Raw genomic sequence first — 26696 nt, 5'->3', positions numbered from 1 at the left:
TCGTGCCAAACTGCACCACGGCGGGTCGCTTCTTCGAAGGACCAGGCAACGGACACGTGGGGAGTGGAAGCAGTGGCAGAGTGGATGCCGCGTCTGCAGCGTCAACGGACTCTGGTGGTCGTCACCTTCGACGCCTTCGTCTGGATCGGGTCGTTCCTGGTGTGGATGGCGCTGCGTCTCGAGGGCCAGACCTCCGGAGCCAGCTGGGTCGCCGCCCTGACCCTGGGCGGCGTGGCCGCCCTGCTCCACGTGGCCCTCGGCGCCACGGTGCGCCTGCACCAGGGCCGCAGCAAGCTCGCCAGCCTCGAGGAGGCCGTGCTGCTGGCCGCCGTCACCCTGAGCGTCGGCGCCCTCATCTTCTTCGCCAACCTGGCACCGGTCTGGGTGCCCCGCAGCATCCCTGCAGGCGCCACCCTGCTCACGCTGATCCTGGCGCTCTTCGGCCGCGCCCTGTGGCGTCGTCTGAAGGAGCGCGACCGCCTGCGTGAAGGCAACGGCGACGGCACCCGGGTCCTGCTCATCGGAGCCGGCGAGTCGGGCTACGACCTCGTCGTCTCGATGCTGCGCGACCCCCACCACGAGTGGCGCCCCGTCGGCCTGCTCGACGACGACCCGGCCAAGCGGCACTACCGCATCCGCGGCGTCCCGGTGCTCGGCACCACGGCCCAGCTCTCCGAGATCGCGGAGCGCACCGGAGTCGACACCGTCATCGTCGCGATCCCCAGCGCCGATGCCGCCACCATCGCGCGGCTCAACCTGGCCGGCACCGAGGCCGGTCTCCAGGTCAAGGTGCTGCCTGCGCCCACCGACATGCTCGGCGAGCACGCCGGCATCCGCGACATCCGCGACATCGACCTCAACGACGTGCTGGGCCGCAAGCCGGTCGACACCGACATCGCCGCGATCGCCGACTACATCTCCGGCAAGCGCGTCCTGGTGACCGGCGCCGGTGGCTCCATCGGCTCGGAGCTCTGCCGCCAGATCCACCGGTTCGGGCCGTCGGAGCTGATGATGCTCGACCGCGACGAGTCCGCGCTCCACGCCGTGCAGCTCTCGATCACCGGTCACGGCCTCCTCGACTCCGACGACGTCATCCTCAACGACATCCGCGACATCGACGCCCTGCGCGAGATCTTCACCAAGCGCCGGCCCGAGGTCGTCTTCCACGCCGCCGCCCTCAAGCACCTGCCGATGCTCGAGCAGTTCCCCGCCGAGGCCGTGAAGACCAACGTGCTGGGCACCCGCAACGTGCTCGAGGTCTCCCGCGAGGTCGGGGTGGAGCGCTTCGTCAACATCTCCACCGACAAGGCCGCCAACCCCTCGAGCGTCCTGGGCTACTCCAAGCGCATCGCCGAGAAGATCACCGCCGACGTGGCCAAGGAGGCCCTGGCCGACGGTCACGGCACCTACCTCTCGGTGCGTTTCGGCAACGTGCTCGGCAGCCGCGGCAGCGTGCTGACCGCCTTCGCCTCCCAGATCGCCGCCGGTGGCCCTGTCACCGTCACCCACCCCGACGTCACTCGCTACTTCATGACGATCGTGGAGGCCTGCCAGCTCACCGTGCAGGCCGCCGCGATCGGCGAGCCCGGCGAGGCGCTGGTGCTCGACATGGGCGAGCCGATCAAGATCCTCGACGTGGCCAACCAGCTCATCCGCCAGTCGGGGCGGCCGATCCGCATCGAGTTCACCGGCCTGCGCGAGGGTGAGAAGCTGCACGAGGAGCTCTTCGCCGACGACGAGCCGCAGGACCAGCGTCCGCGCCACGCCGCCGTCTCCCACGTGCCGGTGCCCGGCGTGGGCCACGACGCGGTCGACGCGCTGCCGCTCGGCGGCGAGCGCGAGATGATCGTCGCGGAGCTCGCCCGCCTCTGCTGAGGCAGCCGTGAGACACCCGGCGCGTAGGCTCGCACGTACGGCAGAATCGATGTGCTGACGCGCCGGTAACTTCGCGTTAGCCTGTGCAACCACGCCCCTCGGGGGCGCGATCCGGAGCAGGAGAGAAGAGACGATGGCACTCGAGTCTGAGGAGCGACCCTGGGGGTCCTGGCACGTCATCGACGACGGCAAGGGCTACAAGGTCAAGCGCATCCACGTGAACCCGGGCCAGCGCCTCTCCTACCAGACCCATGAGCACCGCTCGGAGCACTGGGTCGTCATCTTCGGCATGGCCACCTGCGTGATCGACGGCGAGAAGGTCGTGGCTGGTCCCGGCGAGTCCGTCGACGTGGCCAAGGGTGCCGCCCACCGGATCTGCAACGAGCACTCCGAGGAGCTCGTCATCATCGAGGTGCAGCACGGCGCCTACACCGGCGAGGACGACATCTGCCGCATCGAGGACGACTACGGCCGCGAAGAGGCCGTCGCCGCTGGAGCGACCTCCGCCTCCTGAACGACGTCAGCAGCGCGCGGCCGCCCGCTCAACGGGCGAGGTGCTCGCGCAGCGCCGCCAGGGCGTCGCGCGGGGTGAAGCCGGTCGCCTCGATCTTCGAGGTGTCCAGCAGGCTGCGGGCCGGCCGCGGGGCCAGGCCGGGTCGGGTCGCCGCGTAGGCCCCGGTCGAGACGCTCGTGACGTCGTCGGCGTCGCGCCCCTCCAGGTCGAAGACGCTGCGCGCCACGTCGGCCCACGACTGGGGCTCACCGGCGCAGGTGACGTGGTAGGTGCCCCACGCCGCCCCTGACTCGAGCAGGTGACGGGTGGCGCGCGCCAGCTCGGAGGCGAAGGTCAGTCGTCCCACCTGGTCGTCGACCACGCTCGGGGTCGCTCCCTGCTCGGCGAGCCGCTGCATCGTCGCCACGAAGTTGGCCCCCTCGCCGACCACCCACGAGGTGCGCAGCAGGTAGTGGTGCGGCGCCCCCGCGACGGCGAGGTCGCCGGCGGCCTTGCTGGCGCCGTACGCCCCCAACGGCGCCATCGGGTCGGTCTCGCGGTAGCCGCCCGCAGCGGTCGAGGTGCCGTCGAAGACGTAGTCGCTGGAGACGTGCACGAGGGTGAAGCCGTGCTCGCGCGCCAGGGCCGCCAGCCGTGCCGGCGCCTCGGCGTTGGCGGCCCACGCCGCGCGCCGCCCCTCGGGCGTCTCCGCCGCGTCGACGCCCGTGAAGGCCGCCGCGTTGACGACCACGTCGTGCGCCCGCCAGCGCCAGGCGGCCATCGCGGCCGCGTCGGTCACGTCGAGCTGCTCACGCCCGACGACCACGGCGTCGGGGAACTCGGAGGCCAGGGCACGACCGACCTGGCCGTCGCCGCCCAGCACCAGCATGCGCTGGGGAGTGATGGCCGTGGCCGGGTCGAGGATCGGGTTGTGGTGGTCCTTCTCGGAGATCTCGCAGTCGGTCAGCGGGATCGGCCAGGGGATCGCGACCGTCGGGTCGTCCAGGGCGAGCGCCGGGTAGGCGAACCCCTCACGCCAGTGCTGGTTGACGAGGTAGGTGTAGGCCACGTCGTCGGTCAGCGTCTGGTAGGAGTTGCCCACGCCGCGCGGCACGAAGACCGCCACCGACGGGTCCATCTCGATCCAGAAGGTGGCCCCGAACGTCTCGCCCTGACGCATGTCGACCCAGGCGGCGAAGACCCGGCCACTCGCCACCGAGACGAACTTGTCCCACGGCTCGGTGTGGATGCCGCGGGTGACCCCGCGGGCGCCGTTGAACGACAGGTTGTGCTGCACCGGGGCGAAGTCGGGCAGGCCGGCAGCCACCATCTTGGCGCGCTGCCAGTTCTCCTTGAACCAGCCGCGCGGGTCGCGGCGCAGGTCCAGCCGCACCACCAGCAGGCCCGGGATCGGTGTCGTCTCCACGTGGGGGAGAGGGGTCGTGTCACTCACCACGCGCCATCCTGTCGGCTCACGTCACTGGCCCTTCGCTGCGTACGCCGCCTCGGTCGCCGCCTTCGCCGGGCGCCACCACGCCTCGTGGGCGCGGTACCACTCCACGGTCTGGGCCAGGCCCTCGGTGAAGTCGGCGTGCTGGGGGCACCAACCCAGCTCGGTGCGGAGCTTGGTGGCGTCGATGGCGTAGCGCAGGTCGTGACCCGCCCGGTCGGCCACCGACTCGAAGTCGTCACGCGGGCGGCCGAAGACCTCCAGCAGCGTCTGCACCACCTCGAGGTTGGAGCGTTCGCCGTCGGCGCCCACCAGGTAGGTCTCGCCGATGCGCCCCTCGGTCAGGATCGTCCAGACCGCCGAGGAGTGGTCGTCGACGTGGATCCAGTCGCGCACGTTGGCGCCCACACCGTAGAGCCGGGGGCGGCGCCCGTCGATCAGCTCGGTCACCTGACGCGGGATGAACTTCTCCACGTGCTGCCAGGGGCCGTAGTTGTTGGAGCAGTTCGACAGCGTCGCCTGCACGCCGAAGCTGCGCACCCAGGCGCGTACGAGGTGGTCGCTCGCCGCCTTCGAGGCCGAGTAGGGACTCGAAGGCTGGTAGGCCGTCTGCTCGGTGAACCGCTGGGGGTCTTCCGCGCCGGACTCGATAAGCGGGAGGTCGCCGTAGACCTCGTCGGTCGACACGTGGTGGAGCCGGGTGCCGTGGCGGCGCACCGCCTCCAGCAGGGTGAAGGTGCCCACGATGTTGGTCTGCACGAAGGGGCTGGGATCGGTCAGGGAGTTGTCGTTGTGCGACTCGGCCGCGAAGTGCACGACCGCGTCGGCGGAGGCGACCAGGAGGTCGACCACCTCGGCGTCGGCCACGTCACCCACCACCAGGTCCACCCGGGCCGCGGGCAACGATGCCAGCGCCTCGCGGGAGGCCGCGTAGGTCAGCTTGTCGAGCACCGTCACCCGCACGTCGGTGTGGGCGAGGAGGTGGTGCACGAAGTTGGCGCCGATGAAGCCGGCGCCTCCCGTGACCAGGAGGTGCTCCATGCGCCTCAGCCCCGCGTGGCGGTCAGCGTGAAGGACTCGCTCTTGGCGAAGGTCGGCTGCTTCCACAACGCGTGGCCCTGCTTGGTCACGACCCAGTCCGTCGGCACCGAGAAGACCTTCCAGCCCTTCGGCCAGATCACGGTGGTCGAGTGCTGGGCCTTCGACACGGTCGGGTGCGGGTCGACGTCGAGGCGGTAGGTCATCGTGTCGCGCGAGATCGTGGCCGCCCGGGGCACGTCGTAGACCAGCTGCATGCGGGCCGAGTCTCCGGCCCGGGCCACCACGCGCTCGCGCACGTAGGGCCGGTCGAAGTATTCGCCGGTCTCCGAGATCGTCGGGTCGGGGTTGCCGCCCGGGCGTTGCCCGTCGGAGTCGGTGACGGTGAGGCTGCGCACCTGCGCGCCACGGGGCAGGAAGGTCGCCATGAACATGGTCAGGTCGGGGTCGGTGTATTCCGACAGCTGCCCACTCATCAGGCCCGAGGCGGTGTTCTCCACGGTGGCGTCGAGCGTCACGCGGGCCGAGCCGTCGGGGCGCACCTTGACCCGGGAGACCACGTCCTTGCGCTGGAAGTAGTCGGCCTTGGAAGCGAGGATGTTCTGCGTGAAGACGGCCAGGTAGTCGTGGTCGGTCTGGGAGAGGTCGCCGTCGAAGCCGACCTCGCGTGCCGCGGCCTGCTCGTCCTCGTCGCGGAAGTAGAGGGCCAGGTGGCGTTCCTGCGCCGACTGGTTCATCGCCTTCATCGTGCCGACGAAGTCGACACCGGAGAAGAGTCGGTCGGTGAAGGCCGGGATGAGGCGGCGGTTGAGCGACTTGCGCTGCGCCTGCTGCTCCGGGGTGAAGCGGGCGTAGTCGCCCGCCAGCTTCGGCAGCAGGTTGTCGGCGGTGACCTCGCCCACGCCGGCGACCTGGAGGGGACCCGTCGCGCGCAGCACGTGGGAGAGTGCGACCAGGTCGATCGCGATCAGCCCGTCCATGCTCGGGTCGTCGGCGCGCTCACGGCGCAACCACTCCCAGGCGCGCAGCGTCTCCTCGCCCGCGACCGGCCACGACGGCGCCACGTTGGCGTGGGTGATCCGCTCGCTGTAGGGCGAGGCGAAGACGTTGCCCTCGACGTTTTCCCAGAAGCCACGACGGAAGAGCTTCGGGTTGGTGGAGACGTCACGCACCTTGCCGCGGCGCAGCACCCCGTCCTCGACCTCCAGCACCGAGAAGGTGAGCATCGAGCCACCGGAGTACTTCATCTCCGAGGGGTTCATCATCGCCAGCAGATACTTGCGCTCGCCCTTCGCGCCCAGCACGTCGGGCAGCGAGTCGACCAGCGGGCGCATCCGCTTCAGGCCGGAGGCCGCCGGACGCACCTGGTCGAGCGCGGCGTCGCGCTTGCGGGCCGCCATCGTGCCGAGCAGCGGGGCCTCGTCGTGCACGTCCTCCAGCTGCGTACGCGCCTCGAGCACGTGATCCTCGATGCGCTCGACCGAGTCGACCAGCTTGTTCATGGTGGCGAGGTTGATGTTGCCGTCGCGCAGCAGTGTCGACTCGTCGCCGGAGACCTCGGGGTAGATGTCCTCGGCCACCTCCAGGGCGGTGGTCAGCTCGTCCATCGCGGTCGCCAGGCGGCGGGCGTCGCCCACCCCGCGCCCGAAGTACGGCACCAGGCTCAGCACGCGTCCGCTCGCACCGTCGGTCACGTCGGTCACGTCGTCGACGTGCACCCGGGCCGCGGCCACGTGCTCCCAGCCCTCCTCCATGTCGCCGGCCTTGATGGCCTCGGCGGCCTTGGTGAGGTCGGCCTGCGCCTCGGTGGCGTCGGCCTGCACCCCGCGCAGCGGCAGCGCCAGCAGACCCAGGATCACGACGAGGAGAACAAGAGCACCCAGGGAGACCCACACCGGGTGACGACGCACGAAATTCACGCAGCCATGGTGCCATGCGGCTGCGCACCCACTCCGGGGAACCACTCAGAGTGGGCACGCCGACCACCTAGGGTGTGCGCATGCGCGGAATCCTGCTGGCCGGCGGCACCGGGAGCCGGCTGCACCCCATCACCCTGGGGGTGAGCAAGCAGCTGCTGCCGGTCTACGACAAGCCGATGATCCACTACCCCTTGTCGACCCTGATGCTGGCCGGCATCCGCGAGATCCTGGTCATCACCACCCCCCACGACGCCGAGGCGTTCCGGCGCCTCCTCGGAGACGGCTCCCGTTTCGGCATCGAGCTGTCCTACGCCGTGCAGGCCGCGCCCGAGGGGCTCGCGCAGGCCTTCCACATCGGTGCCGACCACGTCGGCGACTCACCCGTCGGGCTCGCGCTCGGCGACAACATCTTCCACGGACCGGGTCTCGGCACCCAGCTCGCCCGCTTCGCCACGCTCGACGGCGCGGCGGTCTTCGGCTACCAGGTCGCCGACCCCAGTTCCTACGGCGTGGTCGAGTTCGACGCCGACGGCCGGGCGGTCTCGCTGGAGGAGAAGCCGGCGCGCCCGCGCAGCCGCTACGCCGTGCCGGGGCTCTACTTCTACGGGCCCGACGTGGTCGCGTACGCCCGTGAGCTCACCCCGTCGGCGCGCGGCGAGCTGGAGATCACCGACCTCAACCGCCGCTACCTCGACGAGGGACGCCTCCACGTCGAGGTGCTGCCGCGCGGCACCGCCTGGCTCGACACCGGCACCTTCGACTCCCTCAACGACGCCAGCAACTTCGTGCGCACCATCGAGCACCGCCAGGGCTTCAAGATCGGCTGCCCCGAGGAGGTCGCCTGGCGGCTCGGGTGGCTCGACGACGACGAGCTCGCGCAGCGGGCCGCGCCGCTGCGAGCCTCCGGCTACGGCGACTACCTGCTCGGCCTGCTCGACGGCCTGTAACGCTTCGCGGCGCTGCGGCGAAGAAGAGGCATGGAGACCGAGAGCCCACCGACCACGATCGGTGCAGACCCCGAGGCGTTCGAGGCGTTCTACCGCGCCCACCTGCCCTACGTCAGCCGCTACGTCGCGCTGCGCACCATCGACCCGCACACCGCCGCCGACCTCACCGCAGAGATCTTCTGCCGGGCCATCAGCGCCGCCAGCACCTACCGGCGCAGCAGCGGCCCCGCCCGCGCCTGGCTGACCGGCATCGCCCGCAACGTCGTGGCCGACCACGCCCGCTCCTCGGCCCGCGAGCACGCGGCGCACGGACGGATCGTCGGCCGGCGCCTGCTCGACGACGACGCGACCGAACGCATCGTCGAGCGGATCAGCGCGCAGGCCTCGGGGCGTACGCTCCTGGCCCACGTCGCGACCCTGCCGCCCGGGCAGCGCGACCTCGTCGAGCTCGTCGCCGTCGACGAGCTCTCCCTCGCTGCGGCCGCCAAGGTCCTCGGCATCAGCGCCGGCACCGCCCGCGTCCGGTGGCACCGCGCCCGCCGCGCGCTGCGCCAAGTGGTGGGGGAGACCCTGCCCGCCACCGCTACTTCTTCCTCTGCTCCGTCCAGCGCCCTGGAGGCGACGTCATGACCAAGCCCACCCTCGACCGTTTCGAGACCGCGCTCCTCGAGGAGCTCAAGACCGAGGTGGCCCGCAACGCCGCTGCTGTCCCCGCACCCCCGCGCCGGCGTCGCCGGGTGCTCGGCTTCAGCCTCGGCGGCGTCGTCGCCGCTGGCGTCACCGCCCTCGGCGTCTCCACCCTGATGCCCAACCCCGCCTTCTCTGTCACCGAGCACAACGGTGAACTGACCGTGAAGGTCAACCGCCTCGAGGGCGCGGAGAACCTCGAGCGCGAGCTCGCCGAGCACGGGGTCACGGCCGACATCACCTTCCTGGCGCCGGGGATGAGGTGCCAGGGCGGGCGCTACGTGGCGGCCGAGGACGTGCGAGGCACGCAGATCTCGATCGGGGGCGAGGACTTCCAGGTCAAGCTCGACTCCGGCGCGGTCCGCAACGACCAGACCTTCGTCCTCTGGGCCTCGGTGCAGCAGTACGAGAACGGCAACCGGTCGTCGGTCGAGTTCGACGTCGCCGAGGGCGCCGTGGTCCCGTGCGAGCCGGAGGCCGACCCGGACTGGTCCACCCCCGTCGACCCCGACATGGGAGCCCCGATCCCGGACTGAGGGGCTGGCGCCGGGGAGGGCTCAGGGGCGGCTGAGGAGCTTCAGGTCGTGGCGGACCATCGCCGCCACGATCTGGTCGAACCGCTTCGTCGGCTGCCACCCCAGCTTGGTGCGGGCCCGCGTGGCGTCACCCACCAGCTCGACCGCGTCGACCGGGCGCAGCAACGACTCGTCGACCCGCACGTAGCTCTCCCAGTCGGCGATGCCGGCCGCCGCGAAGGCCGAACCGACGAAGTCGCGCACCGAGTGGGCCTGGCCGGTCGCCACCACGTAGTCATCGGGCTCGTCGTGCGACCCGGCCCGCAGGAAGGCGTCGACGAAGTCGGGGGCCCACCCCCAGTCGCGACGGGCGTCCAGGTTGCCCAGCACCAGCTCGTCGGCGCGGCCCTTCACGATCGCCGCCACCGTCGAGGTGATCTTGCGGGTCACGAACGTGCGCGGTCGGCGCGGGGACTCGTGGTTGTAGAGGATCAGGCTGGAGGCGTGCAGGCCGCGGGCCCTGGCCTCGCCCACCGCCCGGTGCACGTCGGCCTTCGCCTCGCCGTAGGGACTCGTCGGGGCGATCGGCGTCGACTCGTCCTGCGGCGACACCTCGGGGGTGCCGAACATCTCTGCGCTCGAGGCCTGCACGAAGCGGATCGGGTGACGCTCGTCGCTCAGCTCCTCCACCGCGTCGAGGAGCGCCAGGGCGGCGTCGCGGTTCACCGCGCGGCAGAGCTCCGGCTCCTTCCACGAAGCCGCCACCGAGCTCATCGCTGCCAGGTTGGCCACCGCGTTGGGACGGACCTCGCGCAGCACCTCGCGGACCCGGTCGTGGTCGCTGACGTCCCCGACGTGCAACCTCACGCCGGCCGGCAGGTGCGTGGGGCGCTGCTGCGAGCGTACGAGCCCGTGGACCTCCACGCCCCACTCGGCCAACCGCTCGGCCAGGTAGGAACCGTTCTGCCCTCCGATGCCGGTGACGAAGGCACGACGGAAGCCAGCGCGGGGGACCAGCCGCATCACCCGTTCACCTCCAGCCGGACTGCAACGCTTCGATGTCCGCGTCGACCATCATGCGCACCAGCGACTCGAAGTCGACCTTGGGCTCCCACCCCAGGACCCGCTTCGCCTTCGACGCATCGCCCACCAGTGTGTCCACCTCGGCCGGACGCAGAAACCTCGGATCCTGACGCACGTGACGCTCCCAGTCGCTGATGCCGACGTGGTCGAAGGCGATCGTCACCAGGTCGCGGATCGAGTGGCTGACGCCCGTCGCGATCACGAAGTCGTCGGGCTCCTCCTGCTGGAGCATCAGCCACATCGCCTCGACGTAGTCGCCGGCGAAGCCCCAGTCGCGGCGCGCGTCCAGGTTGCCCAGCACCAGCTCGTCAGCCAGGCCCAGCTTGATCTTCGCCACCGTCTTGGCGACCTTGCGGGTCACGAACTCCTCACCCCGCCGCGGCGACTCGTGGTTGAAGAGGATGCCGGAGCTCGCGTGCATCCCGTAGGACTCGCGGTAGTTGATCGTCATGTAGTGGCCGAAGACCTTGCTCACCCCGTAGGGGCTGCGCGGCCACAGCAGCGTCGTCTCCCGCTGCGGCGTCTCCTGCACCTTGCCGAACATCTCCGAGCTCGACGCCTGGTAGAAGCGCACCTTGCCCAGGTCGTCGCCGGCGTGCAGTCGCACCGCCTCCAGCAGCGTGAGCACCCCCTTGCCGGTGACGTCGGAGGTCAGCGCCGCGTTCTCCCACGAGTAGGCCACGAAGCTGATCGCCCCGAGGTTGTAGACCTCGTCGGGGTTCGACACCGACAACGCCCGCATCAGGCTCGACATGTCGGTCAGGTCGCCGTTGTGCAGGCGTACGTCCGGCACCAGCTCCTCGACCAGCTCGCGGCGCGGGTTGTTCTGGCCGCGGATGATGCCGTGGACCTCGTAGCCCTTCTCCAGCAGGAGCTCAGCCAGGTAGAGGCCGTCCTGGCCGGTGATGCCGGTGACGAGCGCGGTGCGAGGAGACATGGCCCTCAGTCTGTCAGGGCCGCTCGCGGTAGCGTCACCCCTCATGAAGATCCTGGTCACCGGTGGCGCCGGCTACATCGGCTCCCACACCGTGCTCACGCTGCTCGAGAAGGGCCACGAGGTCGAGGTCGTCGACAACTTCGACAACTCCTCGCCCGAGTCGATCCGGCGGGTCGAGCGGCTGACCGGACGCTCGGTCGAGCTCCACGAGATGGACCTGCGCGAGGAGTCGCGGCTCACCGAGCTCTTCGCCGGCGGTGGGTTCGACGCCGTCATCCACTTCGCCGGGCTCAAGGCCGTCGGGGAGTCGGTGGAGAAGCCGGCGCTCTACTACGGCACCAACCTCGAGTCGACGCTCTGCCTGGTGCGCGCGATGGCGGCGTCGTCGACCCGGATCCTCGTCTTCTCCTCCTCGGCCACCGTCTACGGTCCCCGCGCCGAGGTGCCCTACGTGGAGGCGTACGAGCCCCTCGAGGCCACCAACCCATACGGGCGCACCAAGGTGATGATCGAGCACGTGCTCGGTGACGTCGCCGCCGCGGACCCGTCGTGGCGCGTCGGGCTGCTGCGCTACTTCAACCCCGTCGGCGCGCACCCCTCCGGCGAGATCGGCGAGGACCCGGCCGGCATCCCCAACAACCTCACCCCCTACATCGCCCAGGTGGCCGTCGGTCGGTTGGCGCAGCTCGGGGTCTTCGGCGACGACTACGACACCCCCGACGGCACCGGGCTGCGCGACTACATCCACGTGATGGACCTCGCCGAGGGCCACGTCGCCTGCCTGGAGCACCTGGCTGGCCACGACATCTCCTGCCGCGCCTGGAACCTCGGCACCGGTGAGGGCACCTCCGTGCTCGAGGTCGTCGCCGCCTTCGAGAAGGCCTCCGGGGTGGAGATCCCCTATGAGGTGAAGCCGCGCCGCGCCGGTGACCTGGCCCGGTCCTACGCCGACGCCTCCCGAGCGCGCGACGAGCTGGGGTGGGTCGCCACCCGGGGGATCGACGAGATGTGCGCCGACCTGTGGCGCTGGCAGTCGCAGAACCCGCAGGGGTATCGGGGCTGACGCTTCGCCCTCGATTCGGCAGGCAGTCGGGTCGTGGCTGCGCCGAACCGGAGCGTGACGCCACCGCCGCAAGTCCCCAACTGCCTGTTGGGTCGAGGGTTGGGGAGGCCCAGATCCCCGCGGCCATGGAACTCGCCACGATGCGGACATGGATGTGGTCGAGGTCTTGAGGCGGCTCGGCGGAGTCGCGGAGTACGGGGAGCTGCTCGGGCCCTGCTCGGAGTGGCAGGTGCGCCGGGCGGCAACCGACGGTCGGATCACGCGGCTGCGGCGCAACCGCTACGGGTTGGTCGACGTCGGCGCGCACCGCGCCGCAGCCGTCGCCGCCGGGGGCGTGCTCTCGCACCTGAGTGCGGCGGTGGCTTGGGGATGGAAGGTGCAGCACGAGCCTGAGCGACCTTGGGTGACGTTGGCCCGGAACCGGCGCCGGCCCGTCGGCGACCTCGAGGTGAGGTGGTCGGACGTGCCGGACCGGGACGTGAGGCACCACATCACCCGTCCGTTGCGGACCGTCATCGACTGCACCAAGGCGCTGCCCTTCGACGAGGCTCTGGCCGTCGCCGACTCGGCGCTGCGCTCTGGCGAGGTCGACCGACACCAACTGCTGCTGGCCGCGGAGGCCTCGTCGCGCACGGGTCGCAGTCGGGCGATCGCGGTGGTGGACGCCGCGGACGCCGGTGCCGCCAATCCGTTCGAGTCCACCCTGCGGGCCGTGGCGCTTCAGGTGCCCGGTCTCACGGTGGAGACCCAGGGCGAAGTTGAGGGCGTGGGCTTCGTCGACCTGCTCGACCGTCGTCTGGGGATCGTGGTGGAGGGGGAGTCGTTCGAGTTCCACGGCACGTTGCCGGGGCTACGCCGCGACGTGAAGCGCTACACCGCGATGACCCGACGTGGCCTCAGCGTCGTGCGCTTCCTGTGGGAGGAGGCGATGTTCGACCAGGATTACGTGCACGCCGCGCTGATGGACGCTGTCGCTCTCAGGTCATGCGGAGGTGGACCCCTCGATTCAGCAGGCAGTTCGACCCACGGCTGGCAGTTATGAGCCTGCTTCTCGCGTCGCGCAGGCTGAACTGCCTGCGGAATCGAGAGCCCGTGCAGACGGCAGCGTGGATCCAGTTGCCCCAAATCGGGTAGGCCAGCATGTGGGAGTGCAAGTGGCCTGGGTCACATCGATCCCTACTGTCGGGTAGCCACGTACTCGGGCCCGTCGACAGGACCTTCCATGACGCACGACCACGATTCCTCCGCACTCTCCGAGGCGTGTGCCGCTCCGGCTGTCAGGACTCCGATGCTGGGTCGCCGCCGCGTGCTGCAGGCTGCGGCCTGGAGCGTCCCGGCTGTCACGGTGGCCAGCGCCGCACCGGCCTTCGCGACCTCGGGGGAGGCGTTGCAGGCGCTCAGCTTCACCTCCGGCGCGTTCTGGCGTCCGTTGTCGGCCGAGGCGAACTCGTTCGGTGAGGGGTTCTACTGGAGCCTCGTCCCCGAGACCACGATCATGTGGATCACCGCACTCACCAACAACGGTGCCAGTGCGCTCAGCAACGTCCAGCTCGCCCTCTCCGTGCCCCTCGGCACGGCTGCGAAGCGCGACTTCATGGTCCTCGACGCCGGCGGGACCACGACCGTCCCGGCGCTCAACGCGCTGACCAACCGGTCGGCCTCCGGTGTCGGCATCACCGTCCCGCAGCTGCCGGCCAACTCCACGACGACCCTCACGGTCGCGATCGCGGCGCCGAGCGACCTCAGCCGCGGCACCGCGGCAGCCTGGCCGCTGACGGTGACGCCGCCGGCGGCTGGCACGACGACGTCGGTGCCGATCACGACCTACACCGCGTTCCGCAACTCCGTGGGGTAGGTGCGGGCCCGGTCACCGACCCCAATAGGCTCGCCACCGTGAGCGACCAGGACCTCCTCGTGACCAGCGCCGACGGCGTCGTGACCGTCGTCTTCAACCGCCCTCAGCGGCACAACGCCTTCACGAAGGCGATGTACACCGAGATGCTGGACCTCTTCACCGACCTCAAGGACCGACCCGACGTGCGCGTCGTGGTGCTCCGTGGCGCCGGCGGTCGGGCGTTCGCCGCCGGCAACGAGATCTCCGACTTCCTCGAGGCCGACGCGGCTGCCTACGAGGAGTGGATCCGGGAGATGCTGCAGGCGCTCTTCGAGCTGCCGCAGGTCACCATCGCTGCGGTCGACGGCGTCTGCGTCGGGGGTGGCCTCGCGGTCGCCACCCACTGCGACATCCGGATCGCCACGCCGGACTCGCGCTTCGGCTACCCGATCGCGAAGACCCTCGGCAACGCGCTGTCCGGTCCGGTCGTCTACCGCTGCCAGGCCGCGTTCGGTGAGTCGACCACGCGCTCGATGCTGCTGACCGGACGACTGGTCGACGCGGACCGGGCGTATGACCTCGGCGCCCTGGTCGAGGTCACCGAGGACCTCAACGGCTCGATCGACAAGCTGGTGGCCGAGGTGACGGGTGCGTCCGCCACCACCCAGCGGGCCACGAAGCGTCAGCTCAATGCGTACGCGGCTCGCGCCGAGGCCGCGCCCGACTTCGACGAGCAGATGCTGCGCGAGGTCTACACGGGCCCCGACTTCACCGAGGGCGTGCGGGCGTTCCTGGCGAAGGAGAAGCCGAAGTTCGGCCAGGGCGACCACAGCTGACAGTGGGTCACCCCATCTCACCCGACCCCCGGGTCAGCGCAGGAGCGCGCCGATCTCGGTGAGCGCCAGGAGCGCAACGGCCACGGTGAGGGCCAGCGGCGCCCGCCCGCCCCGCGCGCTCGCGCGGAGGCGTACCCGGGCCGAGTGGGCGTAGCGGCCCCGGCTCTCCAGGAAGACCCAGGTGCTGAGGCTGGCGGCGACCACGAGGATCACCAGCGCCGCGACGCCACCGGTCGACCACGTCAGGCGCGCCATCACGGCAGAGGCGGCGATCATCGAGAGCGCCGTACGCTGCCACGCGAGCGCCGTACGTTCGTTCTGGAGACCCGGGTCAGGCAGGTAGCTTGCGGCTCCCGATGCCTGGGCCTCGTCCGGCGCCGACGGGGTCATGCGGTGACCAGTGCAGCGGTGAGTCCGAGCGCCACCAGCACCAGCACGACCGTGAGCACCACGCCGAGCGTGAAGGTCGGCAACGGAGCGCGGCGACGCATCGCGCGCTCCGCCAGCGCCCAGCGCCACCAGGCCGCGACGGTGCACAGGAGGCCGAGGCCGACGAGCACGAGCGCCACCGCGGTCTGCGCCGCGTCGGCCAGCGACAGGTCGACCACGTCGACGGCCACGCCCGCAGCGACGAGGGCGAGCGCCGTGCGGATCCAGGCCAGGAAAGTGCGCTCGTTGGCGAAGCTGAACCGGTAGTCGGGCTCCTCGCCCTCCGCGTAGACCCAGCCGGGCCACCGCTGCTCGCCCGCCATCGCACCTCCTGCTCGTCGTCGCCACCCTAGCCCCGCCGTCCGACAGCTGCGCCCGCCTACGCTGGGGTGGTGACTGACGATTCCTTGGCGGACTGGTCGGCCCGCCACACGCACCACTGGCGCGACTGGGGCCTCGAGGAGTTGCTCGCGGCCAAGGGGGCGACGACGGTGAGCCTGGTCGTCCCGGCGCACAACGAGGCCGCGACTGTCGGCGACGTCGTCACGCGCTGCCGGGAGGTGCTGCTCGAGACGGCCGCGCTGGTCGACGAGGTGGTGGTCATCGACTCCGACTCCACCGACGCGACCTACGAGGTGGCCGCCGACGCCGGGGCCGTCGTGCACCGGGCCGCCGAGGTGCGGCCTGAGTTGGGTGTGCAGCGGGGCAAGGGGGAGGCGATGTGGAAGTCGCAGTTCGTCACGACCGGCGACGTCACCGTCTTCATGGACGCCGACCTGGTCGACTGGGACACCCACTTCGTGCCCGGCCTGCTGGGGCCGCTGCTCACCGACCCGGCCGTGCAGCTGGTCAAGGGGTTCTACCAGCGCCCCGGCGCCGAGGGCCCGTACGAGGGAGGCCGGGTCACCGAGCTCGTGGCTCGTCCCCTGATTGCCCTGCTCTTCCCTCCGCTGGCCGGGCTGGTGCAGCCGTTGGCGGGGGAGTGGGCGGTGCGCCGCGACCACTTCGCGCAGCTGTCGGTGCCGAGTGGCTACGCCGTCGAGCTCGCCGCACTCATCGACACGTGGCGTACGTGCGGGGTCGACGCCATCGCCCAGGTCGACCTGGGGCGTCGCGCCCACAGCCACCAGCCGCTGCTCGACCTCGGCGCGATGGCCACCCAGATCCTCACGGCGGCGTGGGCGCGCTCCACCCACAGCCACCACGCCGAAGCGATCGCGCTCCACCAGTACCTGCCGGGGCCCGACGGTGCACCGCACTCCCGCGCCGTCGAGGTGCCCGTGGTGGAGCGTCCGCCCGCCGCCCCCCTCCTCTGACCCACCGTGCCCGTGGGGTGAGGTCCGGCCACGAGAGGGGGTCGCCTAGGGTCGTGGCGTGGCCCTGAGACTGCGGCGGCACACGTTTGCCGACGACGAGACGCTGATGATGGCGATCGTCAACCGCACGCCCGACTCGTTCTACGACAAGGGCGCCACCTGGGCCGAGGACGCCGCCCGCCAGCGCGTCGATCTGGTGGTCTCCCAGGGTGCCGAGATCGTCGACATCGGCGGCATCAAGGCCGCCCCCGGCGTGGAGATCAGCGCCGCGGAGGAGAAGGCGCGCGTCGTCGACTTCGTCGCCCGCGTGCGCGAGACCCACCCCGGCCTGGTGATCTCCGTCGACACCTGGCGCGCCGAGGTGGCCGACGCGGTCTGCGCGGCCGGCGCCGACGTCATCAACGACGCCTGGGGAGGCGCCGACCCCGAGCTGGTCGACGTCGCGGCCGCCCACGACGCCGCGATCGTCTGCACCCACACCGGCGGTGTGCAGGTGCGCACCCGCCCGCACCGCATCGCGTACGACGACGTGGTCGCCGCCGCAGTCGCCGACACGACCGCCTACGCGGAGCGCGCGCTCGCGGCCGGGGTGGCGCGCGAGTCGATCGTGATCGACCCCGCCCACGACTTCGGCAAGAACACCTTCCACTCCCTCGAGGTCACCCGACGCCTCGGGGAACTGGTCGCCACCGGCTGGCCGGTGCTGGTCTCGCTGAGCAACAAGGACTTCGTCGGGGAGACCCTCGACAAGCCCGTCGGCGAGCGGCTCACCGGCACCCTCGCCGCCACCAGCGTCTGCGCCCTCGCCGGTGCGCGCATCTACCGCGTGCACGAGGTGGTCGAGACCCGCGAGACCGTCGACATGGTGTGGAGCATCGCCGGTCGACGGCGCCCCGCGAGGGCGATCCGGGGGCTGGCATGAACGACGTCCAGCGCGGCAGGCGCGTCGTGGTGGTGCCGCCGGCGCCGGCGTTGTCGCGGGCGTACGCCTCACTCACCGACCCGCTGCCCGAGCTGCGGCGCGCGGTCACCGACGCCGTCGCGTGGCTGCACGGTGACGTGCGCGTGCTCGCCGACGACGACCGGGCCCGGGCGCTGGCCGACGAGCTGCTCGGGCGCCCCGGCGTCGACGCCGGGCGCGACGTGCTGGTGATGGCCAACGGATCGGCCCGCCGCAGCGAGAAGGCCCCCGGCCACCTGGACCCGCGGGCCGCCGAGTTCGACGCGCAGCTCGAGGCGCTGCTCGCCGCCGGAGACCTGGCCGGCCTGGCCGGTGTCGCCGAGGCCGACGCCGAGCTCGCCCACGCACTCCTCGCCTGTGGCCTGGCGGGGTTCGCCCTCCTGCATGCGGAGGGCGTGACTGTCACGAATGTCGAGATCGACCACGCCGGAGACCCCTTCGGCGTCATGTACTGGGTGGTGAGGTTTCAATGCGGATCCTGATGAGTGCGACCGGGCAGACCGGTGACGTCGACGACGCGGGCCTGGCGCAGGCGTACGCCGCCGAACCGGCCGCCGACGGCCTGTGGGTGCGCGTCAACATGATCGCCTCGCTCGACGGTTCCGCGCAGGGGGAGGACGGCGTCACCGACGGCATCAACAACGCCGCCGACAAGCGGGTCTTCCACGCCCTGCGGTCCTACGCCGACGTGGTGGTCGTGGGGGCAGGCACCGCCCGCGCGGAGAACTACGGTCCCGCCGACGGCACGCCGCTGGTCGTGGTCTCCCGCACCGGCGAGATCAACGAGAAGCTGCTCGCGGCGCCCCGCGGCAGCGTCATCCTCGCCACCGTCGAGCACGCCGCCGGCCTGCCCGCGGCCCGGGCCGCGCTGGGCGACGAGAACGTGATGATCCTCGGCGGCTACTCGATCGACTTCACCGCGCTGCGTCGCGAGCTCGCTGCACGGGGCTGGACCCAGGTGCTCGGCGAGGGCGGTCCGCACGTGCTGCGCGACCTGCTGGCCGTCGACGTGGTCGACGAGCTGTGCCTGACGATCGTGCCGCGCGTCGTGGCCGGTGACCACCTGCGCATCGTCGAGGGCCAGCCGATCGACGTCGCCATGGACCCGGTGCTGCTCCTCGAGGAGGAGGGCACGCTGATCGGTCGCTGGAGGGTCAGGCGCTGACAGCTGGCCTGCGGCCACGCGGCGTGGTGGCGCCCGCCGAGCTCGCGCCCACGCGCTGGACGCGCGGGCCGGTCTGTTGCGGACGACGCTGCGCCGGGACCCGCGCCCGACCCGACGACCGACCGTGGCCCGCGTCGCCGGTGTCGCCGGAGGGTCGTCCTCGCCGCGCCCGGTGCAGCCCCCAGAGCACCAGCCCGAGCAGACCGACGAGGGCGACGCGCAGCGACCGGGTGAAGAGCCCCTGCCAGTGGTAGCCGAAGGAGACCGTCGGGCTGGCTTCCGCCTCGCTCGGCACCACGAGGACACCCAGCGACTCACCCGTCAACGGCACCGTGACCTGCTGGGGCCCCGTGCCCGCGGAGCGCTGGCGCCAGACGTCGAGCTCGTCGACGGTGACTCCGGTGCCCCGCAGGAAGCGGCTGCCCTCGCGCAGGCCACCCACCAGGCCCCCGGCGAGCTCCGGGTAGAGCCCGGTGACCCGGTAGTGCTCGGCGCCGTCGAGGAGGTCGTCGAGGTCGACCCGGTGGGCTGCGCCCACGAAGACGCCGCCGGAGGCCTCCGCGGTGACCACCAGGTCCAGGCCGGTCACGTCGGTGAGCACCGGCGCCGTCACCAACGGCACGCCGCGCGCGTCACCGACCTTGTCGGAGACGACCTCCACGGTGTCGTCCGGCCCGCTGAGGGCCGCGCCGGCGAGGCCGACGAGGAGCACGAGCAGGGCTGAGGTGAACCAGAGCAGGTTGGCAAGACGGCGCATGCGGTGGAACCCCCGAGAAGACGGCCTGAGACGTGCAGCCACGGTAGGGGTGGGCAGAGACCGTGTGCGCACACTTCTCCACAGGCAAGACCAGATCGCGGACCTGTGCACGGATGCACTAGGAGGCCGGGAGCTCAGGTGTCAGGAGACCTCGGCCAGGCTGGTGCCGAGCAGCCGCGGCCGGCCCGCCGTCGGCAGGTGGGCCACCGTGGTGAGTCGCAGGCGTGCACCGGGGACGACCACGGTGTGGCGCAGCACCGCGAGGTGGCCGCCGGCGACCTCGACGAGACGTACGGGCGGGGTGCCGGTGGGTGGTGCGGCCACGTCGATCGACCAGACGGGAATCCCGTCGGCCAGCAGCCGCTCGCGGATCCGTCGGGTGCGCCGGTCGAGGCGTACGCCCGTGATCTCGCCGCTCTCCCACCAGCCCTGCACGGCCCACGCCACCTCGTCGCCCCGCCGCACCAGCGCCGCATTGGGCTCGATTGCGCGCTCGACGGTACTGGGCAGGGGCCCGCGGACGCGCACGGTCGCCTCGGTCTGCCACCGGTCCGCGAAGCGGTTGCGCGTCACCAGGCGGAGGCGGCGTGGCTCACCGGAGGCGATGAGGGCCCACATCGGATAGCTGACGAACTCTGGCGCGTAGACGTGGGTGGCGTCCGGCTCCAGCTCCTGACCCTCGGTCAGCGTCATCCCGGTCCGGGTCTCCACCCGGTCGGTCTCCGGTGCGGCTCCGGGCACCGCACACCCCTTGAGGGCGAAGGAGAGGGGCACGAGCACGGCCAGCAGGATGATCTTGCGCTTGTCCCACTGGGGCTTGCGCTCGGCGTCGGCGCCGCCCGGGGCGGAGGCGTCTGCGGCGGGCTCCGCCGGGGTGGGGGTCGCGGTGGCGCCAGAGGCCAGCAGCGCCGAGGCGATCACGGGTGCGGCAATCGCGGGCGCAGCGACGGCCGGCGCGGCGACGATCGGGGCGGTTGACGGGGTGGCGGCGTCACTCGTCATGCCGCGGGGGTAGCGCGGCAGGCTCAGGGACCCACTGGGTGAGCCGGACGCGGGCGCGCCGGAAGCCGGCGATCCGGAGGCGGGCCGGTCGCGCCCCTCGGGCGGGTCGGAGGGCGCGTCGTCGTCGGTCGAGGCGGCGGACTGCGACCGCGAGCGCCCGAATCGACGCAGCCCCCACCCCGCCAGGAGCATCAGCAGACCGGTCACGGCCACGGTGACCTGGATCCAGAAGGCGCCCTGGACGGTCGCGCCGATCGTGAACGTCACCCGGTCACGGGCCCGTCGAGGCACCGCGACCACGTCGAGCGGGGTGCCGTCGAGTGGCACGACCAGCTCGGCCTCCGGCGAACCCGTCGTCCGGTCGAGCCACCCGGTGATCCGGGCGGGCCGCAGGGTGCGACGGGTGGCGCGGGGACCCTCGGTCACCACCCCGCCGACGTCTCCCAACGACATCCGGGTGATCTCGTAGTACCGGCGACCGCCCAGCAGGCTGTCGGTGTCGACGCGGTGGCTCGTGGCGAGGAAGACGCCCCCCTCGGCCTCGGCGCGCACGAGCAGGTCGATGTTGACGAACTTGGTGATCGCCGGGTTGGTGCGCACGGCCAGACCTGCGGCGCGCTCGGGCACTCGCTTCTCGCCGATCACGAGCGTGTCGTCCGGACCCACGAACGTGGCGCTGGCGCCGCCGATGACGACCAGCAGAAGTCCGACGGTCGTGAGGAAGAGGCTCACGCTGCGGAGCATGCGTCCCCTCCCGACCTCGCTGCTCGCGACTGCCTTGCCGCACGAGCAACGTAGCGGACCCGGCCGACGAAGCCGGGATGTGGCACACCCGGGTGGTCCACGTCACGCCCCGCACGGCTAGCATGCGAGACGCGTGGTCCCTCGGTCGTCCTGGCCGAGTGCATCGATCCCCGGACTGGGGCGAAGGACCCCCCGCGGCGACTGGCCGCGGACCCTCGCCCCTGCCTGCCCGACCGCCTCCGGGAGACTCGATGCCTTCTGTCCGTACGCCCCTTCTCGCGACCTGCGCGCTCCTGGCCGCCGGCGTCCTGACCAGTTGTGGGTCCGGGTCGACCGCCACGACCGGCGCCGGCTCCGGGGGCGATGTCGGGGCGCCGGTGACGGTCACGAACTGCGGCACCGAGGTCACCGTGGACTCGCCACCGGAGCGGATCGTCACCATCAAGTCGACCCCCACCGAGCTGGTGCTCGCCCTCGGGCTCGGCGAGCGGATCGTCGGCACTGCGTTCCTGGACGGACCCGTGCCTGAGGAGCTCGCCCCCGAGGATGCGCTGACCGAGATCTCCGACCAGGCGCCCGGGCAGGAGGCCGTGCTCGAGCTGGAGCCCGACCTGGTCTTCGCCGGGTGGGAGTCGAACCTCGCCGCCGACACCGCCGGCGAGCGTGACGTGCTCGCCGACCTCGGCGTGGCGACGTACGTCTCGCCCTCGGCCTGCCAGAGCGAGGGGGCACCGGAGCAGATGACCTACGACCTGCTCTTCGACCACTTCACCGAGGCCGGCGACCTGCTGGGCGCGCAGGAGGCCGCGGCCGAGCTGGTGGCCGAGCAGCGTGCCGAGCTGGACGACCTGGGACGGCTCGCCGAGGAGCCGACCGCACTGTGGTGGTCGTCGGGCACCGACACCCCCTTCGTGGGCGGGGGCACCGGCGCCCCGCAGATGGTGATGGAGCGCGTCGGGCTGGCCAACATCGCCGCCGACGTCGACCAGACCTGGACCTCGCTCGGCTGGGAGGCCGTCGTCGACGCCGATCCCGACGTGCTCGTGCTGGTCGACGCCGACTGGAACTCCGCCGCCCAGAAGATCGAGCACCTGGAGTCGCACCCCGCCACCCGCGAGCTCTCCGCGGTCAAGGCGGGGCGCTACCTCACGGTGCCGTTCCCGGCGGGCGAGGCAGGCGTACGCTCCGTGTCCGCCGCCGCCGGCCTGCTCGCCCAGGCCGAGGAGCTGGGCCTCGACGTGACCGCTGTCGGGGGCGGCGACTGACCCGATGGCGCTGCTGACCCCCACCCGACCCCGCACCGACCCCCGGCCCACCGACCGGGTCGGGGCGGGAGCGCGCGTCGAGGACCTGCGCTTCTGGCTGGTGTGGGTGCCGGTGCTGCTGGGGCTGCTGGTGGCCTCGGTCGCCGTCGCCGTGACGATCGGGGCAGCCGATCTCAGCGTGCGGGAAGTGGCCCAGGTGGTCGGCGCCAAACTCGGCCTCGTCGACTCCGACATCAGCGCCATCCGCACCGGCATCGTGTGGGAGCTGCGGTTGCCACGGGTGCTGACCGCCGCCGCGGTGGGTGCGGGGCTGGCGCTGGCCGGTGCGGTGATGCAGGCCCTGACCCGCAACCCGCTGGCGGACCCCTACCTGCTCGGTCTCTCGTCGGGCGCCTCGACCGGTGCGGTGCTGGTGCTGCTGCTCGGGCTCTCGGCCGCGCTGCCGGTGGCCGCCTTCGTCGGGGCGTTGGCCGCGTTGGTGGCCACGCTGCTGCTCGCGCGCAGCCTCGGCGAGATCACCCCGAGTCGCACCGTGCTCGCCGGACTCGCCGTCTCCTCCTTCGCCGGCGCGATCACCTCGCTGCTGATCTTCTGGAACGCCCGCGGCGACTCCTTCCGTCAGGTGCTCAACTGGCTGCTCGGCTCGCTGGCCGGCGCCGACTGGGCGTCGGTCGCGCTGACCTGGGGAGTCCTGCTCGTCGTCGGCGTGCCGCTGGCGCTGCGCGGGCGCGTGCTGGACGCCTTCGCCTTCGGCGACTCCGCGGCCGCCGCCCTCGGCGTCGACGTGGGGCGTACGCGCTGGGTGCTGCTCGTGGCGACCGCCTTGCTGACGGGCGCGATGGTCGCGGTGAGCGGCTCGATCGGCTTCGTCGGCCTGGTGCTGCCCAATGCCGTACGCCTGCTCGTCGGCTTCGCGCACCGGCGGCTGCTGCCCCTCACCGTGCTGTGCGGCGCGATCTTCATGGTCTGGGTGGACACCGCGGCCCGCACGGTCTTCGACCCCCGCGAGCTGCCCGTCGGCATCATCACCGTGCTGATCGGGGCGCCGATCTTCGTGCTCGTCCTGGTGCGCAACCGGGGGCGGGCATGAGCGCGCGCGAGCTCGTCGTCTCCGGCCTCTCGCGTCGGGTCGGCGACGCCGTGCTGCTGCACGACGCCGCCTTCACCGTGCCGGCCGGGGAGGTGGTCGCCCTGGTCGGCCCCAACGGTGCTGGCAAGTCCAGCCTGCTGCGGGCGATGACCGGGGTGGCGCAGGACGGAGCCAGAGCAGCCATGGGACAGTCGCCCGGCAGCGTCGTGCTCGACGACGTCGACCTCCTGGGGCTGAAGCGGCGTGAGCGGGCACGGCGGATGGCGTTGGTCGAGCAGGAGCTGAAGGCCGAGTTCTCGTTGACGGTGCGTCAGGTGGTGGGCCTGGGGCGGATCCCGCACGAGTCCGGTTGGGCGGTCGCGGCGGGTGACCCGGGGATGGTGGAGGCCGCCATGGCGCGTGCCGGCGTCGCGGCGTGGGGCGACCGGCTGCTCTCCAGCCTGTCGGGAGGCGAGCAGCAGCGGGTGCAGCTGGCCCGGGCGTTGGCCCAGGAGCCGGAGCTGCTGCTGCTCGACGAACCGACCAACCACCTGGACGTGCGGGCCCAGATGGACACGCTCGGGCTGCTGCGTGAGGTCGCGGCGACCGGGGTGAGCGTGGTGGCGGCGTTGCACGACCTCAACCTGGCGGCGGCCTACTGCGACCACGTGGTGGTGCTGGCCGGCGGCCGGGTGCAGGCCGTGGGCGACGTGCGCCGGGTGCTGACCGCCGAGCTCGTCGAAGCCACCTACGGGGTGGGGGTGGACGTGCTCGAGCATCCGCGGACCGGGCGGCCACTGATCGCGTTCTCGCCGGGAGCCGCGGCGGCGTCGGACGTCATCGCCAGCGGTCGCCGGGGCGTACGCCCACGATGACGTCCGCCTAGACTCCCACCGACGAGGAGGTGGTCACCGTGGGTCGAGTCGGCTACGTGGTGCCGGTCGATGCGGTGAGCCCCCGGGAGGCGGTCGACCTCGCGCGGATGGCCGAGCAGGCCGGCTTCGACGGCGTCGTCGCGGCCGACACCTTCCAGCCGTGGCTGCCCAGCCTCGGCCAGGCGCCCCACCTGTGGGCGCTGCTCGGAGCGCTGGCCGAGCACACCTCCGGCGACTTCGGCGCCGGCATGGTCGCCGCCGGCGACCGCCACCACCCCGCTGCCATCGCCCAGGCCGCCGCCACCCTGGCGGCGCTGCACCCGGGACGTCACTGGATCTCGCTGGGCAACGGCGAGGCGCTGCACGAGCACGTGACCGGTGGCTACTGGCCTGAGCCCCCCGAGCGCATCGCGCGACTCTTCGAGGCCGTCGACCTGATCAAGAAGCTCTTCGCCGGCTCCCTCGCCGGACGCGACGTGCGCCACGACGGGCAGCGGTTCTCCCTGGAGTCCGCCCGACTGTGGACGATGCCCGAGCGGCCGCCCGCGGTCCTGGTCGCCACCTCGGGTCCGGTGACGGCCCGCCGCGCCGGCCGTCAGGCCGACGGCCTGCTCGCCGTGGCAGCCCAACCCGCCCAGGCGGAGCAGGTGCTGGAGCGCTTCCGTGAAGGGGCGCGGGAGGTGGGCAAGGACCCGGACGCGATGCCGGCCTGGCTGCACCTCAACGTGAGCTGGGCGAGCACGGAGGCCGACGCCGCAGCGGCGGTGGTGCAGCGCTATCCGATGGCGGCCATGCGATTCGCCCGTGGTGATCTGCGCTCACCGCACGTGGTGGAGCAGATCGCCCGGCTGGTGCGCCCGGAGGACTTCCTCGACCGACTCCCGGTCAGCGCGGACCCCGCGGTGCACCTGGCCGAGATCAAGGCCTACCTCGAGCTGGGCTACGACCGGGTCTTCGTGCACCAGGTGGGCGTGCACCAAGTGGCCTTCCTGGAAGCCTTCGGGCGCGACGTGCTGCCGCACCTGTGAGGCGTCGCAGGGCGTTCGGCGAGTGTTGGGGTCAGGGCGCTGGGTTCGAGTGCGCTGGGCTCGACGCACAGCACGGACGCCACGCCGGGACCGTTGACGAGGTCGGCGGGCTCACCCAGACTGGGCGGCTCCGGTGCCCACCGCACAACCTCAGGAGACTCCCGTGCCCGAAGCCGTCATCGTCGCCACCGCCCGCTCCCCGATCGGACGCGCCAACAAGGGCTCCCTCAAGGACATGCGCCCCGACGACCTGACCCTGCAGATGGTGCAGGCCGCCATGGCGCAGGGGCCCGAGCTTGACCCCTCTCAGATCGACGACCTGATGCTCGGCAACGGCCAGCCGGCCGGCGAGGCGGGCTACAACATCGCCCGCAACGTCGCCGTCATGGCGGGCTGGGACTCCGTGCCCGGCACCACGGTCAACCGCTACTGCTCCTCGAGCCTGCAGACCAGCCGGATGGCGATGCACGCCATCCGGGCCGGGGAGGGCGACGTCTTCATCTCCGCCGGCGTCGAGACCGTGAGCCGCTACGCGAAGGGCACCGCCGACTTCCTGCCCGACACCCAGAACCCGCTCTTCGCCGACGCCGTGGCCCGCACGGCCCAGCTCGCCGAGGGTGGCCGCACCTGGCAGGACCCGCGTGAGCAGGGGCTGCTGCCCGACGTCTACATCGCGATGGGCCAGACCGCGGAGAACGTCGCCCAGCTGCGGGGCGTGAGCCGCCAGGAGCAGGACGAGTTCGGCGTACGCAGCCAGCAGCTCGCCCAGGACGCGATCGCGTCGGGCTTCTGGAAGCAGGACATCACGCCGGTCACCCTGGCCGACGGCACCGTGGTGGACACCGACGACGGCCCCCGCGCCGGGGTCACGATGGAGTCGGTGTCGCAGCTGCAGCCGGTCTTCCGGCCCGACGGCACGGTGACCGCCGGCAACTGCTGCGCGCTCAACGACGGCGCGGCAGCGGTCGTCATCATGTCCGACACCAAGGCCGCGGAGCTCGGGCTGAAGCCGCTGGCGAAGATCCTCTCCACCGGCGTCTCCGGGCTCTCCCCGGAGATCATGGGCCTGGGCCCGGTCGAGGCGAGCAAGCGCGCCCTCGCTCTGGCGGGGATGACGATCGACGACGTCGACCTGGTGGAGATCAACGAGGCCTTCGCCGCCCAGGTGATCCCCTCGGCCCACGAGCTGGGCATCGACTTCGACCGGCTCAACGTCAACGGGGGAGCGATCGCGGTGGGTCACCCCTTCGGCATGACCGGTGCGCGGATCACCACCACGTTGCTCAACTCGCTGGCGTGGCACGACAAGGAGATCGGCCTGGAGACCATGTGCGTGGGTGGCGGTCAGGGCATGGCGATGGTGGTCCAGCGGCTGCGGTGAGCCGTGGGTGAACTTCTGGGGTGAACT

Annotated in this window: 27 protein-coding genes; 18 read left to right on the top strand and 9 right to left on the bottom strand. The window is 71.9% G+C overall.

Going from position 1 to position 26696, the window contains the following annotated elements:
• Positions 1 to 63: 63 nt before the first annotated feature.
• Entirely contained in the window at positions 64 to 1875 is a 1812-nt protein-coding gene (locus IEQ44_RS09050; protein WP_319804585.1) for a polysaccharide biosynthesis protein, read from the top strand.
• Between the two features lie 133 nt (positions 1876 to 2008).
• Complete coding sequence (locus tag IEQ44_RS09045; protein WP_193638132.1) at positions 2009 to 2389, top strand: phosphomannose isomerase type II C-terminal cupin domain; 381 nt, start codon at positions 2009 to 2011, stop codon at positions 2387 to 2389.
• Between the two features lie 28 nt (positions 2390 to 2417).
• Here the strand turns inward: IEQ44_RS09045 and IEQ44_RS09040 are convergent, their stop codons facing one another.
• From IEQ44_RS09040 to IEQ44_RS09030, 3 genes are read right to left on the bottom strand one after another with little or no spacing between them, the layout of a single operon-like run.
• On the bottom strand, positions 2418 to 3821 hold the full coding sequence (locus IEQ44_RS09040) for a sugar nucleotide-binding protein (RefSeq protein ID WP_319804584.1): 1404 nt from the start codon (positions 3819 to 3821) through the stop codon (positions 2418 to 2420).
• Between the two features lie 24 nt (positions 3822 to 3845).
• Positions 3846 to 4859, bottom strand: a complete 1014-nt coding sequence (gene rfbB / locus IEQ44_RS09035; RefSeq protein ID WP_193638131.1) for a dTDP-glucose 4,6-dehydratase — start codon at positions 4857 to 4859, stop codon at positions 3846 to 3848.
• 5 nt (positions 4860 to 4864) lie between these two features.
• Positions 4865 to 6775, bottom strand: coding sequence for a DUF4012 domain-containing protein (locus tag IEQ44_RS09030; protein WP_193638130.1), 1911 nt, complete (start codon positions 6773 to 6775; stop codon positions 4865 to 4867).
• Positions 6776 to 6855: 80 nt separating this feature from the next.
• On the opposite strand from IEQ44_RS09030, the gene rfbA reads away from it, so the two are divergent.
• Genes rfbA through IEQ44_RS09015 form a run of 3 tightly spaced genes read left to right on the top strand, consistent with a single transcriptional unit; the run spans position 6856 to position 8945 of the window.
• Positions 6856 to 7722, top strand: a complete 867-nt coding sequence (gene rfbA, locus IEQ44_RS09025) for a glucose-1-phosphate thymidylyltransferase RfbA (protein WP_193638129.1) — start codon at positions 6856 to 6858, stop codon at positions 7720 to 7722.
• Positions 7723 to 7752: 30 nt separating this feature from the next.
• Positions 7753 to 8352: an RNA polymerase sigma factor gene (locus tag IEQ44_RS09020; RefSeq protein WP_193638128.1), complete on the top strand. Its 600-nt coding sequence runs from the start codon at positions 7753 to 7755 to the stop codon at positions 8350 to 8352.
• Positions 8349 to 8945 (top strand): hypothetical protein, encoded by a 597-nt coding sequence (locus tag IEQ44_RS09015; protein ID WP_193638127.1) that lies wholly within the window; start codon positions 8349 to 8351, stop codon positions 8943 to 8945. The genes IEQ44_RS09020 and IEQ44_RS09015 overlap by 4 nt, the downstream gene beginning before the upstream one ends.
• 21 nt (positions 8946 to 8966) lie before the next feature.
• On the opposite strand, the gene IEQ44_RS09010 is transcribed toward IEQ44_RS09015, so the two are convergent.
• Entirely contained in the window at positions 8967 to 9947 is a 981-nt protein-coding gene (locus IEQ44_RS09010) for a GDP-mannose 4,6-dehydratase (RefSeq protein ID WP_193638126.1), read from the bottom strand.
• A 7-nt stretch (positions 9948 to 9954) separates the two neighbouring features.
• Positions 9955 to 10944, bottom strand: a complete 990-nt coding sequence (gene gmd, locus IEQ44_RS09005; protein WP_193638125.1) for a GDP-mannose 4,6-dehydratase — start codon at positions 10942 to 10944, stop codon at positions 9955 to 9957.
• 43 nt (positions 10945 to 10987) lie between these two features.
• Between gmd and galE the strand changes: the two genes are divergently transcribed.
• The 4 genes from galE to IEQ44_RS08985 all read left to right on the top strand — a co-directional run bounded on the left by galE (position 10988) and on the right by IEQ44_RS08985 (position 14677).
• The gene (gene galE / locus IEQ44_RS09000; RefSeq protein WP_193638124.1) at positions 10988 to 12007 is read left to right on the top strand and encodes a UDP-glucose 4-epimerase GalE; all 1020 of its coding nucleotides are present in this window, start codon (positions 10988 to 10990) and stop codon (positions 12005 to 12007) included.
• A gap of 148 nt (positions 12008 to 12155) precedes the next feature.
• The gene (locus IEQ44_RS08995; RefSeq protein ID WP_193638123.1) at positions 12156 to 13049 is read left to right on the top strand and encodes a hypothetical protein; all 894 of its coding nucleotides are present in this window, start codon (positions 12156 to 12158) and stop codon (positions 13047 to 13049) included.
• A 180-nt stretch (positions 13050 to 13229) separates the two neighbouring features.
• Positions 13230 to 13862 carry a hypothetical protein gene (locus IEQ44_RS08990; RefSeq protein WP_193638122.1) on the top strand — a complete coding sequence of 211 codons (633 nt, stop codon included), beginning with the start codon at positions 13230 to 13232 and terminating at the stop codon, positions 13860 to 13862.
• Positions 13863 to 13900: 38 nt separating this feature from the next.
• Positions 13901 to 14677 (top strand): enoyl-CoA hydratase-related protein, encoded by a 777-nt coding sequence (locus IEQ44_RS08985; protein WP_193638121.1) that lies wholly within the window; start codon positions 13901 to 13903, stop codon positions 14675 to 14677.
• Positions 14678 to 14710: 33 nt separating this feature from the next.
• Here IEQ44_RS08985 and IEQ44_RS08980 read toward each other — a convergent pair whose 3' ends face one another.
• Together IEQ44_RS08980 and IEQ44_RS08975 are read right to left on the bottom strand one after the other, a co-directional pair.
• Entirely contained in the window at positions 14711 to 15067 is a 357-nt protein-coding gene (locus IEQ44_RS08980) for a DUF202 domain-containing protein (protein WP_193638120.1), read from the bottom strand.
• On the bottom strand, positions 15064 to 15429 hold the full coding sequence (locus IEQ44_RS08975; RefSeq protein WP_193638119.1) for a YidH family protein: 366 nt from the start codon (positions 15427 to 15429) through the stop codon (positions 15064 to 15066). The genes IEQ44_RS08980 and IEQ44_RS08975 overlap by 4 nt, the downstream gene beginning before the upstream one ends.
• Before the next feature lie 69 nt (positions 15430 to 15498).
• On the opposite strand from IEQ44_RS08975, the gene IEQ44_RS08970 reads away from it, so the two are divergent.
• Genes IEQ44_RS08970 through IEQ44_RS08955 form a run of 4 tightly spaced genes read left to right on the top strand, consistent with a single transcriptional unit; the run spans position 15499 to position 18548 of the window.
• Positions 15499 to 16422 (top strand): glucosyl-3-phosphoglycerate synthase, encoded by a 924-nt coding sequence (locus IEQ44_RS08970; protein ID WP_319804583.1) that lies wholly within the window; start codon positions 15499 to 15501, stop codon positions 16420 to 16422.
• Between the two features lie 58 nt (positions 16423 to 16480).
• Positions 16481 to 17344: a dihydropteroate synthase gene (gene folP / locus IEQ44_RS08965; RefSeq protein ID WP_319804582.1), complete on the top strand. Its 864-nt coding sequence runs from the start codon at positions 16481 to 16483 to the stop codon at positions 17342 to 17344.
• Complete coding sequence (locus IEQ44_RS08960) at positions 17341 to 17865, top strand: class III extradiol ring-cleavage dioxygenase family protein (RefSeq protein WP_193638118.1); 525 nt, start codon at positions 17341 to 17343, stop codon at positions 17863 to 17865. The genes folP and IEQ44_RS08960 overlap by 4 nt, the downstream gene beginning before the upstream one ends.
• Positions 17865 to 18548 carry a dihydrofolate reductase family protein gene (locus IEQ44_RS08955; protein WP_193638117.1) on the top strand — a complete coding sequence of 228 codons (684 nt, stop codon included), beginning with the start codon at positions 17865 to 17867 and terminating at the stop codon, positions 18546 to 18548. Before IEQ44_RS08960 ends, IEQ44_RS08955 begins: the two co-directional genes overlap by 1 nt.
• Here the strand turns inward: IEQ44_RS08955 and IEQ44_RS08950 are convergent.
• The gene (locus IEQ44_RS08950; protein ID WP_193638116.1) at positions 18538 to 19305 is read right to left on the bottom strand and encodes a hypothetical protein; all 768 of its coding nucleotides are present in this window, start codon (positions 19303 to 19305) and stop codon (positions 18538 to 18540) included. The genes IEQ44_RS08955 and IEQ44_RS08950 overlap by 11 nt on opposite strands.
• Positions 19306 to 19446: 141 nt before the next feature.
• A complete protein-coding gene (locus IEQ44_RS08945; protein WP_227487181.1) occupies positions 19447 to 21051 on the bottom strand; it encodes a hypothetical protein in 1605 nt (534 codons plus the stop codon).
• Between the two features lie 251 nt (positions 21052 to 21302).
• On the opposite strand from IEQ44_RS08945, the gene IEQ44_RS08940 reads away from it, so the two are divergent.
• The 5 genes from IEQ44_RS08940 (at position 21303) to IEQ44_RS08920 (ending at position 26669) form a co-directional block, all read left to right on the top strand.
• Complete coding sequence (locus IEQ44_RS08940; RefSeq protein ID WP_193638114.1) at positions 21303 to 22316, top strand: putative F420-0 ABC transporter substrate-binding protein; 1014 nt, start codon at positions 21303 to 21305, stop codon at positions 22314 to 22316.
• Between the two features lie 4 nt (positions 22317 to 22320).
• Positions 22321 to 23406, top strand: a complete 1086-nt coding sequence (locus tag IEQ44_RS08935) for a putative F420-0 ABC transporter permease subunit (protein ID WP_193638113.1) — start codon at positions 22321 to 22323, stop codon at positions 23404 to 23406.
• Entirely contained in the window at positions 23403 to 24260 is an 858-nt protein-coding gene (locus IEQ44_RS08930; protein ID WP_193638112.1) for an ABC transporter ATP-binding protein, read from the top strand. Before IEQ44_RS08935 ends, IEQ44_RS08930 begins: the two co-directional genes overlap by 4 nt.
• Before the next feature lie 38 nt (positions 24261 to 24298).
• Positions 24299 to 25288 (top strand): TIGR03557 family F420-dependent LLM class oxidoreductase, encoded by a 990-nt coding sequence (locus tag IEQ44_RS08925; protein WP_193638111.1) that lies wholly within the window; start codon positions 24299 to 24301, stop codon positions 25286 to 25288.
• A 163-nt stretch (positions 25289 to 25451) separates the two neighbouring features.
• Positions 25452 to 26669 carry an acetyl-CoA C-acetyltransferase gene (locus IEQ44_RS08920; protein WP_193638110.1) on the top strand — a complete coding sequence of 406 codons (1218 nt, stop codon included), beginning with the start codon at positions 25452 to 25454 and terminating at the stop codon, positions 26667 to 26669.
• Positions 26670 to 26696 lie beyond the last annotated feature (27 nt).

Source organism: Nocardioides malaquae, from assembly GCF_015070385.1.
Lineage (GTDB): Bacteria > Actinomycetota > Actinomycetes > Propionibacteriales > Nocardioidaceae > Nocardioides > Nocardioides malaquae.
This window is presented reverse-complemented; position numbering and strand designations above follow the sequence as displayed.